This window comes from Micromonospora sp. NPDC047756, from assembly GCF_055587245.1.
In genome coordinates this window covers 17,593-30,458 of the sequence record NZ_JBVJGQ010000011.1, presented here as the reverse complement: position 1 = coordinate 30,458, position 12,866 = coordinate 17,593, and the positions used below count along the sequence as shown (strand labels likewise).

The 12,866-nt window shown below is 71.6% G+C and carries 7 protein-coding genes; 5 read left to right on the top strand and 2 right to left on the bottom strand.

The features are described from left to right. Positions 1–95: 95 nt before the first annotated feature. Positions 96–713, top strand: a complete 618-nt coding sequence (gene wrbA, locus ACZ6NZ_RS31030; protein WP_366608661.1) for an NAD(P)H:quinone oxidoreductase — start codon at positions 96–98, stop codon at positions 711–713. 88 nt (positions 714–801) lie between these two features. Here wrbA and ACZ6NZ_RS31025 read toward each other — a convergent pair whose 3' ends face one another. Continuing rightward, positions 802–2,724 carry an anthranilate synthase family protein gene (locus ACZ6NZ_RS31025; RefSeq protein ID WP_465861394.1) on the bottom strand — a complete coding sequence of 641 codons (1,923 nt, stop codon included), beginning with the start codon at positions 2,722–2,724 and terminating at the stop codon, positions 802–804. Positions 2,725–2,928: 204 nt separating this feature from the next. On the opposite strand from ACZ6NZ_RS31025, the gene ACZ6NZ_RS31020 reads away from it, so the two are divergent. From ACZ6NZ_RS31020 to ACZ6NZ_RS31010, 3 genes are all read left to right on the top strand, one after another. Beyond that, on the top strand, positions 2,929–4,341 hold the full coding sequence (locus ACZ6NZ_RS31020) for an FGGY family carbohydrate kinase (RefSeq protein WP_465861392.1): 1,413 nt from the start codon (positions 2,929–2,931) through the stop codon (positions 4,339–4,341). Between the two features lie 99 nt (positions 4,342–4,440). Beyond that, the gene (locus tag ACZ6NZ_RS31015; RefSeq protein ID WP_465861390.1) at positions 4,441–6,978 is read left to right on the top strand and encodes a sensor histidine kinase; all 2,538 of its coding nucleotides are present in this window, start codon (positions 4,441–4,443) and stop codon (positions 6,976–6,978) included. After that, entirely contained in the window at positions 6,975–7,397 is a 423-nt protein-coding gene (locus ACZ6NZ_RS31010; protein ID WP_088988684.1) for a roadblock/LC7 domain-containing protein, read from the top strand. Before ACZ6NZ_RS31015 ends, ACZ6NZ_RS31010 begins: the two co-directional genes overlap by 4 nt. A 79-nt stretch (positions 7,398–7,476) precedes the next feature. Here the strand turns inward: ACZ6NZ_RS31010 and ACZ6NZ_RS31005 are convergent, their stop codons facing one another. Next, complete coding sequence (locus tag ACZ6NZ_RS31005; protein WP_465861388.1) at positions 7,477–8,820, bottom strand: GH1 family beta-glucosidase; 1,344 nt, start codon at positions 8,818–8,820, stop codon at positions 7,477–7,479. A gap of 846 nt (positions 8,821–9,666) precedes the next feature. On the opposite strand from ACZ6NZ_RS31005, the gene ACZ6NZ_RS31000 reads away from it, so the two are divergent. Beyond that, positions 9,667–12,573 (top strand): glycoside hydrolase family 48 protein, encoded by a 2,907-nt coding sequence (locus ACZ6NZ_RS31000; protein ID WP_465861387.1) that lies wholly within the window; start codon positions 9,667–9,669, stop codon positions 12,571–12,573. Positions 12,574–12,866: the final 293 nt, after the last annotated feature.

Genomic DNA, 12,866 nt, shown 5'->3' with positions numbered 1-12,866 from the left:
CGGACCGGTAGCCAGCGGCCCCGGTGGCGCTCGTTAGAGCGCGTCCGCAGCGGGTAGTCGCGGGAGCTGATCCGAGACGAGAAGGGGACACTCTGATGGCTGCCCAGACCAAGGTAGCGGTGATCTACTACAGCGCCACCGGTATCACGTACCAGATGGCGCAGGCCGTGTGTGAGGCCGCCGGGGACGCCGGTGCCGAGGTACGCCTGCGCAAGGTGCGCGAGTTGGCGCCGGACGAGGCGATCCGCTCCAACTCCGGGTGGCAGGCGCACCACCTGGAGACGCAGGACGTGCCCGAGGCGATGATCGACGACCTGGCCTGGGCCGACGTGGTGATCCTCGGCGCGCCGACCCGATACGGCATGATCGCCGCTCAGCTGAAGCAGTTCATCGACACCACCGGCCCGCTCTGGGCCCAGGGCGCGCTGGCCAACAAGGTCTACTCCGCCTTCACCTCGACGGCGACCTCGCACGGAGGGCAGGAGACCACGCTGACCTCGCTCTTCAACGTCTTCTACCACTGGGGCGGTGTGGTGGTGACCCCCGGTTACACCGACACCAGTCAGTTCATCGCCGGCAACCCGTACGGTCCCTCGCACACCAGCAACAACGGGGAGATCGCCCCGGACGCCGTGGCGCTCGGGGCCTGCGCGCTGACCGCCCGGCGTGCCGTGCTGCTGGGAACCGCGCTCAAGGCGGGCCTGTCCGGCTGACCGAACGAGGGTGACCGGTGGCGCGGGCGGGGGCTCTCGGCCCGTCCGCGCCACCGGCCCATCCAGCCCTACCCCCGGGCCGGGACGATCATGCGCCTTCGCGGGTCGCGGACAGCTCGTCCGGGCGTGACGCGGGCAGCAGCTCGGTCAGCAACTCGCTCAACACGGCGAGCCCGTCGGGGCTGAGCACCGACTCGGCGTGGAACTGCACCCCGGCGAAGCCGCGGCCCCGCAGGGCGTGCACGGCGCCGTCGTCCGGGTCGCGGGCCAGCTCCACCGGCCCGTACGCGGTGGCCAGCCGGTCGGCGTCGGAGCGGGCGGTGAACGTCGAGTAGAAACCGACCCGGCGGGAGCGGCCGAACACCGTCACCTCTCGCTGCAACCCCTGGTAGGGCGCGTCCCGGCGGTGCAGCGTCAGCCCCAGCAACCCGGCCAGCACCTGGTGGCCGAGGCAGACCGCGAGGGTGGGACGGCCGGTGGTCAGCAGCCCGGTCAGCAGGTTGCGCAGCGCCAGCATCTTCGGCTCGTCCGCGCTGCCCGGGTCGCCCGGCCCGGGACCAGCGACCACCAGGTCGTAGTCGTCGACCGGGCCGCTGGTGTGCCAGGCGCGGGTGGTCACCGCGAGACCCAACGCGCTCAGTTGGTGGGCCAGCATTGCGGTGAAGGTGTCCTCGGCGTCCACGATCAACGCTCGGCGGCCGACCAGCCCCGGCAGTCCGGGCGCGTCCGGTGACCGCTGGTCCAGCCAGAACCGTGCCAGCGGGGCGTTACGCGCGGCCAGCGCGTCGCGTACCGCCGGGTCGTCGGCCAGCCGCGCGACCGGCCCGCGGTCGCCGACGGACGCCGCCGGCCCGAGGCCCAGCGCGGCCAGCACCCCGGCGGCCTTGGCGTGCGTCTCGGCCACCTCGCCGGCCGCCGTCGAGTGCCGGACCAGGGTCGCGCCGACCGGCACCCGCAGCCGGCCGGTCGGGGAGATCTCGGCGGTCCGGATCAGGATCGGGGCGTCGAGCGTCTGCCGGCCGGCCTCGTCGTGGCCGAGCAGCGCCAGCACGCCCCCGTAGTAGCCCCGGCCCCGGCGCTCGTGCCGGGCGATCACCCGGCAGGCGTTCTCGATCGGGCTGCCGGTGACGGTGGGGGCGAACATCGTCTCGCGCAGCACCTCCCGCACGTCGCGGGTGCCCCGCCCGGCCAGCAGGTACTCGGTGTGCGCCAGGTGCGACATCTCCTTGAGCTGCGGTCCGATGACCTGCCCACCCTGCTCGGCGACGGCGGCCATCATCTTCAGCTCCTCGTCGAGCACCATGTAGAGCTCTTCGATCTCCTTCGGGTCGGCGAGGAAACGCAGCAGCGCCGCGGTGTCCGCGACGCCACCGGGGCAGCGGAAGGTGCCGCTGATCGGGTTCATCATCACCAGCCCGTCGTCGACGCTGACGTGGCGCTCCGGGCTGGCGCCGACCAGCGTCCGGGCGCCGGTGTGCACCACGAACGTCCAGTACGCGCCGCGCTCGGCGATCAGCAGCCGGCGGAGCGCGGCCAGCGCGGCCCCCAACGGTGAGCCCTGCACGGTGGCGTGCAGGGCGCGGTGGATGACGAAGTTCGCGCCCTCGCCGCGGCCGATCTCCTCGGACAGCACCCGCTGCACGGTCCGCGCGTACTCGTCGTCGCTGACGTCGAAGCCCGCGTCGGTGGTGCGCACCGGTTCGTCGGGCAGCGCGGCGAGGGCGTCGGTCAGGGTGATCCGTCGGTGTTCACGGACCCGGAGGAACTCCAGCGGGGCGGCGTCGTCGACGCAGGCGAAGCCACGCTCGGAGATCTGCCGGTACGGCACCAGGGCCAGCGTCCGCGCCCCGGGCGGGCCCGCCGGCAGCGGGAGGTCGCTGAGTTTCTCGACGGTGTCGACCGGGCCGGTCAACAGGTCCAGCTCGTCCGCGCCCTCGCGGCGTAACAGCGCGAAGGGGCCGGGGTCGACGCCGTGGGCGACGGCGGCGAGCAGGTCGGTCAGGTGGGTCATCGGAGTCTCCGTCGGGCCGGGTGCCGCCGTCGGGCGGCTCTTCGGCCGGGAGATCCGGCGACCGCCTCGATGGCGGCCGCGTGGATGGAGCTACGCGCGGGAGATGGCCGCCGGGTCGGCGGGCCACCAAATGGTCAACTGCGCGAGCATGTGATCCACCCTACGCGCCCGTCGGCCGGCTGGCACGGGGTAACTTGACCGTCGATGAACATTCTCGCGCTCGATCTGGGCACCTCCTCGGTACGCGGGCTGGTGCTGGACGCGGACACCCAGCCGCTGCCCGGCGCTCTGGCCCGCCGCAAGATCGACCTCGCCATCGGCGATGACGGCACCGGCACGCTGTCCGGTCGGGACTATCTGGCCAGCCTGGTCGAGTGCCTGGACGAGCTGGCCGACTCGGGGCACCTGCACGATGTCGGCCTGGTGGCGGTCTCCGCCCAGTGGCACTCGGTGCTTCCGTTGGACCGCGACGGCGCCCCGATGGGCCCGGTGGTCACCTGGCTGGACACCCGGCCCGCCCCGGTCGGGCGCACCCCCGGGCCGGCCGACCCGGACGGCTTCCACCAGCGCACCGGCTGCTGGTGGCACCGTTCGTACTGGTCGATGCGGTTGCCCTGGTTGCGTGAGCAGTCCGGCACCCCGATCGCCCGGTTCGTGGGTCTGCCCGAGTACGTGCTGGGCGAGTTGCTCGACTCGGCGCCGATGTCGATCTCCCAGGCCTCCGGCACCGGTCTGCTGGATCTGCGCACCCTGAGCTGGGACGAGGAGGCGCTGACGCTGGCCGAGGCGCGGCCGGCGGAGCTGCCGCCGCTGGGTGAGCTGGACTGGCACGGCCGGCTCCGGGTCGACCTGGCTCGTCGGTGGCCGCAGTTGGCGAAGGCCCGCTGGTCGCCGCCGGTGGGCGACGGCGGGGCGTCGAACGTCGGCTCGGGCTGCGTCGACCCGAGCCGGGTCGCTGTCACGGTGGGCACCTCCGCCGCCGTACGGCTGATGCAGCGGATCCCGGCGGGCGAGCCGATGCCGCGCCTGCCCGAACGGCTTTGGCGGTACCGGGTCGACCACGAGCACGTGGTGACCGGGGCCGCGTACGCCAACGGGGGCAACCTCTTCGCCTGGGCGAACCGGGAGCTGCGGTTGCCGCAGGGCGCCGAGCTGGACGCGGCGTTGGCGCTGGTGCCGACCGGTGGTGGCCGGCCGGCGAACCCCCGCTTCGGTGGCGACCGGGCGCCGGGGCTGGCCCCGGCGGGCAGTGGTGAGCTGCGCGGTCTGAGTTTCAGCACCACCTCGGTCGACATCCTGGCGGGGCTGATGCAGGGGTTGTGTGAGCTGGTCGCCGAGGATCTCGGGGTCCTGGAGTCCACAATCGACAAGCCGGTGGGCGTGGTGTTGGGCGGTGGTGCGGTGGCGGCCTCGGTGTGGTGGCGGCAGGCCTTCGCGACCGCGCTCGCCCCGCGACCGGTGTCGCATCAGCGCAACCCGGAGATCGGTGCCACCGGTGCCGCGTTGGTGGCGCTGGGGCGCTTCGGTGACGCGATCCAGCTCGCCGACATCGGCCGGACGGACGAGCTGGTTTTACCGACCACGGCAGGACGTTCCCACCCGCAGTATCCTTCCTGAACCTCGGCCTCGCCCGGGCCGTTGACAGCGGTACCGAGCCTGGTTGGATGGACTGCGCTCCCCCGACCGCGGTGGACGCGGTAGGACGGAGGAGGCAGGGTGGCGGCAGGTCCCGACCCGGCGAACGGCGCGGTGTCGAACCATCGCCGGCGTCGCTTCGATGTCCGAGTTGTTCCGCATCGACGGCGGTCGCCGTTCCGGCTGCGCGACTGGCGGATGAGCACGAAGCTCGCCACCGTGCTCGTGGTGCCGTCGATGGCGTTCCTCCTGCTCGCCGGGGTGCAGACCAGCACCCTGGTGGGGCGGACGACGGCGTTGAACGACTTCTCCAGTCAGGTCGGCATCGGCCGGCAGATCACCGCGGCGGTGCACCAGCTCCAGCAGGAGCGGGACCGCTCGGCGGGGGAGCTGGCGGAGCTGCGCAAAGGTGGTGACCGGCAGGCCACCGCGAACGACCTGAAGCCGTTGCAGGAGGCCACCGACAAGGCCATCGTGGACCTCAGCCGGGCCGCCGAGCCGTTGGCCGACGCGGACGCGTCCTGGCGGGTCGCCTTCTCCGAGGCGTTGGAGACGTACGACCAGGTGGTCGACATCCGCTCGGCGATCCCCCCGGCGGTGCTCAGCAACGAGACCGTCCTGGGCAACTACAACCGGGCCGTCGCGGCGTTGCTCGACCTGCTGGCAGAGCCGACGCCGGGGCAGAACCAGCCGGCGTTGAACGACGCGGTGCTGCGCTACGTCCAGTTGGCCCGGGTCAAGGAGCTCTCCTCCCGGGTGGGGGCCCAGCTCTACGCCGCTGCCCGTGCCGGCGCGTACGGCACCGAGGACCGGGTGGTCCTCGCCGACCTGCGCGGTCAGCAACTCACCGCGCTCGGCGCGTTCCGGGTGGCCGCGACCAGTGAGCAGATCCGCCGCTACGACGAGACCTCGGTGTCGCCGATGTTCCTGGTCGCCACCGGGTTGGAGGAGCGCAGCCTGTCCTCCGGCGGCGCGTCGCCGCAGGTGCTGCCGTCGGAGCAGTGGTGGTCGGCCAGCCAGCAGCGTCAGGAGCTGCTGCGTCAGCTTGAGGCGGGGGTGCTCGACGACGCTGTCCGGCAGGCCGAGGAGGCCAGCGACGATCAGCTGCGCACGACCCTGCTGGTCGTCGGCGGGGTGGTCACGGTCCTGCTGGCGGCACTGCTGATCTCGTTGCTCATCGGTCGCTCGGTCGCCCGGTCGATGCGGCTGCTGCGCAGCCAGGCGTTGCGGATCGCCCAGGTCGAGTTGCCGGACGCCCTGGACCGGCTGAAGACCGTCACCGGTGGGGTGCCGCGCATCGACGTCGCGCCGGCGGTGGTCCGGTCACTCGACGAGATCGGCGAGCTGGCCGAGGCGTTCGTGGCGGTGCACCGCAGCGCGGTCACGGTCGCCGTCGAGCAGGCGCTGATGCGGCGCAACGTCAACGCGATGTTCGTCAACCTGGCCCGCCGCAGCCAGGTGCTGGTGGAACGTCAGCTTGAGCTGTTGGACGACCTGGAGCGCGAGGAGAGCGACCCGGACCAGCTGGAGAACCTGTTCAAGCTCGATCACCTGGCCGCCCGGATGCGCCGTAACGACGAGAGCCTGCTGGTGCTCGCCGGCACCGACTCCACCCGCCGGTGGAACCGGCCGGTCGGGCTCGGTGCGGTGCTGCTGGCCGCCGCCGCGGAGATCGAGCAGTACCAGCGGGTCCGGATCGAGTCGGTCGCCGATGTGCACGTGGTTGGGCACGCCGTCGGCGAGTTGGTGCACCTGCTGGCCGAGCTGCTGGAGAACGCCACGGCCTTCTCCCGCCCGGACACCGTCGTGGTGGTGACCGCCCGGGTCGAGGCGGGCGGTGCGCTGATCGAGATCGTCGACCGGGGTCTGGGTATGAGCCCGACCGCGTTGGTGCAGGCGAACGAGGTGCTGGCCAGCCCGCCGGCCGCGGACGTCGCGGCGGTGGAGCGGATGGGGCTCTTCGTGGTCAGTCACCTCGCGGCCCGGCTGAGCGTCCGCGTGCGGTTGGCGGGCGGCGAGGACGGCCTGGTCGCTCGGCTCGCCCTGCCCGCGGAGTTGCTGGCGCCGGCGGGCAGCGTCGAGCTGGACGCGCCCCCGTCGGCGCGGATGCTGGCGGCGAGCGCGGCGCGAGGGGTGGTTCCGCAGCCCGGGGCCGCCCGCCCGGCCGCTGCTGCCCCGATGGTGAACGGCGCGGTGCGGGACCTGCCGGTGGCCGGCCGTCCGCCGGGCGTCGGCGTGCCGCGTCAGGGCCGCCCGGTGCCGGTACGCGCCGAGGACGTGTTGACCCCCGCCGGCGCTCGCGGTTCCGGCGGGGGCTGGTATTCGCGGCAGGGCCCGGCACCGGCGGTGCCCGCCGCGGCGGCGCCACCGGCGATCCCGGTGACCGCCGGCACCAATGAGCGGGGATTGCCGGTACGGGTGCCCATGGCGCAGTTGAGCGCGGTCACCCGTTCGGCCCAACCGATGACGGCACCGACCCGCACCGACCCGGACCCGGAGGCGGTCGGCGGCATGCTCTCGCGGCTCTACAGCGGAGTACGGCGCGCCGAGGCTGAGGACACCACCGAGATACCCGTGCCACCGTCCGGGGGGCACGACGAAGGGGGACGACGACAGTGACGACGTTGAGCCAGGAGGCGCGTGACCTGAGCTGGCTGGTGAGCGCGTTCGCGGAGCGGGTGCCGGGTGTGGCGCACGCGGTGGTGGTCTCCTCCGACGGGCTGCTGGTGGCGATCTCCGATCACCTGCCGCGTGACAACGCGGACAAGCTCGCCGCGGTGACCTCCGGGCTGATGAGCATCACCGCGGGCGCGGCCTCGATGTTCGACGGCGATGTCGTCAAGCAGACGGTCGTCGAGATGGGCCGGGGCTACTTCCTGGTGATGCAGATCCGCGACGGTTCGATTCTGGCCACGCTGGCCGCCGGTGACGCGGACATCGGCGTGGTGGGCTACGAGATGGCCCGGTTGGCCAAGCAGGCGGGGGAGATGCTCACCCCGGCGTTGCGGGCGGAGTTGCAGCAGGCGCTGCCCCGCTGAGTGGGCCGGCCGAGGCCCGGACGGTCGCGGCTCACCCGAGCCGAGCCGTCCGGGCCCGGGCGTCCGGGTGGCGGCGCGCTCAGAAGCCGCCGTCGGCGATGACCGAGCGGTACCAGGTGGCGGAGTTCTTGAGCACCCGACGCTGGGTGGCGTAGTCCACGTAGACCAGGCCCCAGCGCTGCTCGTAGCCCTGGTCCCACTCGAAGTTGTCGAGCAGTGACCAGACGTGGAAGCTCTCCAGCGGCACTCCCTCGGCGATGGCCCGGTGTGCGGCGGTGAGGTGGTCGCGCAGGAACCTGATCCGTCCGGTGTCCTGGACGGTGTCGTCCGCGCCCAGGGTGTCCGGTGTGGGCAGCCCGTTCTCGGTGATGGTGATCGGGATCGGCCCGTATTCGCGGGTGATCCGGGTCAGCAGGTCGTACATCCCCTCGGGGTAGATCTGCTGCCATTCGGCCTCGGAGGTCTCCCAGCGGTGCGTGGTGCCGCCGTCGCCGGTGACGTAGATCGGGGTGTAGTACTGCACGGCCAGCAGGTCGACCGGCGCGGAGATGGTTTCCAGGTCTCCGTCGCGGATGCCCTGGGCCATCCGGCTCTGCGGGCCCAGGTCGGCGAGCAGGTCCTCCGGGTAGCTGCCCTTGAGCAGGGAGTCGAGGTAGAGGCGGTTCTCGTAGGCGTCGTAGAGGTGGGCGGCGGCGGCAGCCTGCGGGGAGTCGTCGGCGGGGTAGCAGGGGTGCAGGTTGAGCGCGGGGCCGATGCGGCTGTCGCTGCCGGTGGCGCGTAGCGCGGCGACGGCGTACCCGTGGGCGAGTTGCAGGTGGTGGGCGACCAGGTAGGCGGCGTCGGGGTCCTGCCGCCCGGGGGCGTGGTGGCCGGTGAGGTAGCCGTTCTGCACCACGGTCTTGGGCTCGTTGATGGTGAGCCAGGCCGGCACCCGGTCGCCGAGGGCGCGGAAGAGCACGTCGGCGTAGTCGGCGAAGCGGTGGGCGGTGTCGCGTGACTCCCAGCCGCCGGCGTCCTGGAGCGCCTGCGGGAGGTCCCAGTGGAAGAGGGTGGCCATCGGAGTGATGCCGCGCTCGTGCAGGCCGTCGAGGAGACGGCGGTAGAAGTCGAGGCCGCGTTGGTTGGGCGTGCCGGTGCCGTCGGGCTGGATCCGGGGCCAGGAGATGGAGAAGCGGTAGCTGCGCAACCCGAGGTCGCGCATGAGGTCGAGGTCCTCGGCGTAGCGGTGGTAGTGGTCGATGGCCACGTCGCCGGTGTCGCCGTTGCGGGTGCGACCTGGGACGCGGCTGAAGGTGTCCCAGACCGACTCGCCGCGCCCGTCCTCCTTGGCGGCGCCCTCGATCTGGTAGGCGGAGGTGGCCGCGCCCCAGCCGAAGTTGTCCGGGAAGCGCAGCGGGCCGGCGGGCCCGGTAGGTATCGACATGGATTCTCCTCATGGATACGGGGCCACCGCCGAAAGATTCGGGAGCGCTCCCATGATAGGGCAGGCGCTGCCAGCCGGTCAGCCGGCCGTCAGAACGGCCGGCGCTGGCGGTTGGGAGGCGGGTGTGGGCCCCGAGCAGCGAACGAGGCCGTCCGGGCGGCGCGGCGCGCCTGTCCCGTCGGCCTCTTTTCCTATCGTGTACGGGGGTTTAGTGTGGGGACGGGGGAGGGCAACCCCCGTCCCCACCGTAACTGCACACACACGGGCGGAATTTGGGTCCTGCCGTGCGTGTCGCGCGGGAGCCGGGCCACGCGAGTGGCTCTGGTTCCACCTCCCTCCCTGTGGCGGGACGATGGCTGACGACGGCGTCCGGGCTGGCCCGTCGTCGGCCCTCGGTCTGGTCCCTGGGCTCGTCAGGACGACCCCAGCGATCTTCTTGTTGGAACCTTGTCGATGGAAGCGCTCCCATCGACCGATGTTGCGACTGTAACGCCCGTCACGCCTTTGTGAAAGACCCAAAACGAGATCGAAACAAGGAGCTGATCCAGCGCTCCGTGCGCTTGTTGTGGGAGCGCTTCCATGGCACACTGTCGATTCGACGCGACAGGAGCCACATCGCGTGAGTGCGGGTCCACCGAGGGCAACCGGCAGCGTCAGCTCCGGTCACGGTCACCCGAGCGCAGCCGGCGGGACCCCTCCCGTGCGGGCCGCGACCGCCCTACCCCGGCCGGGCCCGGGGAAGACCACCTTCCCGGCGCCTCAACATCCCCGCGGACCACCACCACCCTCGCGGGCAGGCGCCTCGCCGGGCACCATCCCGGCCTGGTCCGAGGAGACACCGCGCACATGAGACAACTGGCAATACGCCGCCGCGTGGCGCTCGCCGCCGCCGCGCTGCTGGCCATCGGCGGGGTGACCCTGCCCGCCGGCGCCGCACAGGCCGCACCCGCCTGTGACGTGGTCTACGCGACCAACGACTGGAACACCGGCTTCACCGCGAACGTCACCATCAAGAACCTGGGTGACCCGGTGAGCAACTGGACGCTCAAGTGGACCTTCCCGACCAGCGGTCAGCGGGTCACCCAGGGCTGGTCGGCCAGATTCAGTCAGACCGGCAGCGAGGTCACCGCGACGAACGAGTCGTACAACGGCAACCTCGCCACCGGGGCCTCCACCACCATCGGCTTCAACGGCGCCCACTCGGGCAGCAACCCGAAGCCCACCTCGTTCACGCTCAACGGCACCCCCTGCAACGGCACCCCGGCCAACCAGCCGCCGACGGTCTCCCTCGGCCTGCCGACCGGGCCGTTCACCGCGCCGGCCGACGTGCCGCTGACGGCCACCGCCAGCGACCCGGACGGGACGATCAGCAAGGTCGAGTTCTACCGCAACGGCCTGCTGATCAACACCGACACCTCCGCTCCGTACGCGTACACGCAGGAGGACCTGCCGGCCGGCAGCTACACCGTCCAGGCCAAGGCCTACGACAACGCCAACGGCATCGGGGTCGACGAGAAGGCGTTCACCGTCGGCAACGCCACCGGCCCGACACTGGTCGCCACCCCGTCCGCGGTGAGCGTCGCCGAGGGTGGCAGCGCCACCTTCAACCTCAAGCTCAGCGCCGCCCCGACGGCCAACGTGCCGGTCACCCTCACCCGCACCGGTGACACCGACGTCACGGTCTCGCCGGCCACCGTCACGCTGACCCCGAGCAACTGGAGCACCGGGGTCACCGTCACGGTCGCCGCGGCGGAGGACGCCGACACCGTCGGTGGCGCCGCCACCATCACCGCGTCCGCCACCGGTCTGGCCTCGCTGGCGGTCAGCGCCACCGAGATCGACAACGACACCCCCGGCGGCGACAACGCCTACACCGCGAAGTTCCTCGAGCAGTACGGCAAGATCAAGAACTCGGGCTACTTCAGCCCCGAGGGCGTGCCGTACCACTCGGTGGAGACGCTGATCGTCGAGGCGCCCGACCACGGCCACGAGACCACCTCGGAGGCGTTCAGCTTCTGGCTCTGGCTGGAGGCCTACTACGGCAAGGTCACCCAGAACTGGGCCCCGTTCAACAACGCCTGGACGGTGATGGAAAAGTACATCATCCCCACGCACGCCGACCAGCCGACCGCCGGCTCCGCGGGCACCCCGCAGTACGCCGCGGAGTTCAACCTGCCCAGCCAGTACCCGTCGGCGCTGAACCCGAACGTCCCGGTCGGCCAGGACCCGCTCCGCTCGGAGCTGCAGTCCACCTACGGCACCGGCGACATCTACGGCATGCACTGGCTGATGGACGTCGACAACACCTACGGCTTCGGCCGCTGCGGTGACGGCACCACCAAGCCGGCCTACATCAACACCTTCCAGCGCGGCACCCAGGAGTCGGTGTGGGAGACCATCCCGCAGCCCTCCTGCGACACCTTCAAGCACGGCGGTCAGTACGGCTACCTCGACCTGTTCGTCAAGGACACCGGCGCCCCCGCCAAGCAGTGGAAGTACACCAACGCCCCGGACGCCGACGCCCGCGCCGTGCAGGCCGCGTACTGGGCGCTGACCTGGTCCAAGGCGCAGAACAAGCAGGCCGACGTCGCGGCCACCATCACCAAGGCCGCCAAGATGGGCGACTACCTGCGGTACGCGATGTTCGACAAGTACTTCAAGAAGATCGGCAACTGCGTCGGGGCCAGCACCTGCCCCGCCGGCAGCGGCAGGGACTCGGCGCACTACCTGCTGTCCTGGTACTACGCCTGGGGCGGCGCGTACGACGCCAGCCAGAACTGGTCCTGGCGGATCGGCTCCAGCCACAACCACTTCGGCTACCAGAACCCGTTCGCGGCCTGGGCGCTGACGAACACCCCGGAGCTGGCGCCGAAGTCGGCGACGGCGGCCGCCGACTGGACCAAGAGCTTCGAGCGGCAGCTGGAGTTCTACACCTGGTTGCAGTCCGCCGAGGGCGGCATCGCCGGTGGCGCCACCAACAGCTGGGACGGTAGCTACGCCCAGCCGCCGGCCGGCACCAGCACCTTCTACGGCATGTTCTACGACGTCGACCCGGTCTACAACGACCCGCCGTCGAACCAGTGGTTCGGTATGCAGGCCTGGTCGATGCAGCGCATCGCCGAGCTGTACCAGCAGACCGGCAACGCGAAGGCCAAGGCGCTGCTGGACAAGTGGGTGCCCTGGGCGATCGCCAACACCACCCTCGGCACCAACTGGTCGATCCCGTCGGACATGGCGTGGACCGGTCAGCCGACCACCTGGAACCCGTCCAACCCGCAGCCCAACACCGGCCTGCACGTCGAGGTCATCACCAAGGGCCAGGACGTCGGTGTCACCGCCGCCTACGCCCGGATCCTGATCGCGTACGCGGCCAAGTCGGGCAACGTGGCGGCGAAGGACACCGCCAAGGGGCTGCTCGACGCGCTGTCGGCCGCCAGCGACGCCAAGGGTGTCTCCACCACCGAGAAGCGTGGCGACTACCGGCGCTTCGACGACGTCTACAACGCGTCCACCGGGCAGGGCCTCTACGTGCCGTCGGGTTGGACCGGGAAGATGCCGAACGGCGACACCATCGCCGCCGGCAAGAGCTTCCTGGACATCCGGTCCTTCTATAAGAACGACCCGGACTGGCCCAAGGTGCAGGCGTACCTGGACGGTGGTCCGGAGCCCGAGTTCAACTACCACCGGTTCTGGGCACAGGCTGACGTCGCCATGGCGTACGCCGACTACGGCAGCATGTTCCCGAACGGCTGAGACGACCCGGGGTGGGTGGCGTGGACCGCCCACCCCGGGATTCGGCCCCGGTCCGGGGAACGACGGACCGGGGCCGGCGGGACGGCCTGACACCCACGGTCAGGCCGGGGTGGGCCGGCCATCTGGCCGACGCAGCGGATCGGTTGGCCCACCCCACCGCCCGGACTGGAGCCAGCCGCGAAAAAGCCCAGAAATTCGGGCCGTCGCGGGATCACACCGAGGTCTGTGACGGAGTAACGTACGTCACCGGAGAGGCCGCTCCCCCCGTGGCGGCCTCTCCACTTTTTTGCCCC

Excerpts from the sequence above, each read along its gene's own strand:
- wrbA (WP_366608661.1), top strand. The coding sequence starts at position 96 with ATGGCTGCCCAGACCAAGGTAGCGGTGATCTACTACAGCGCCACCGGT.
- ACZ6NZ_RS31025 (WP_465861394.1), bottom strand. The coding sequence starts at position 2,724 with ATGACCCACCTGACCGACCTGCTCGCCGCCGTCGCCCACGGCGTCGAC.
- ACZ6NZ_RS31020 (WP_465861392.1), top strand. The coding sequence starts at position 2,929 with ATGAACATTCTCGCGCTCGATCTGGGCACCTCCTCGGTACGCGGGCTG.
- ACZ6NZ_RS31005 (WP_465861388.1), bottom strand. The coding sequence starts at position 8,820 with ATGTCGATACCTACCGGGCCCGCCGGCCCGCTGCGCTTCCCGGACAAC.
- ACZ6NZ_RS31000 (WP_465861387.1), top strand. The coding sequence starts at position 9,667 with ATGAGACAACTGGCAATACGCCGCCGCGTGGCGCTCGCCGCCGCCGCG.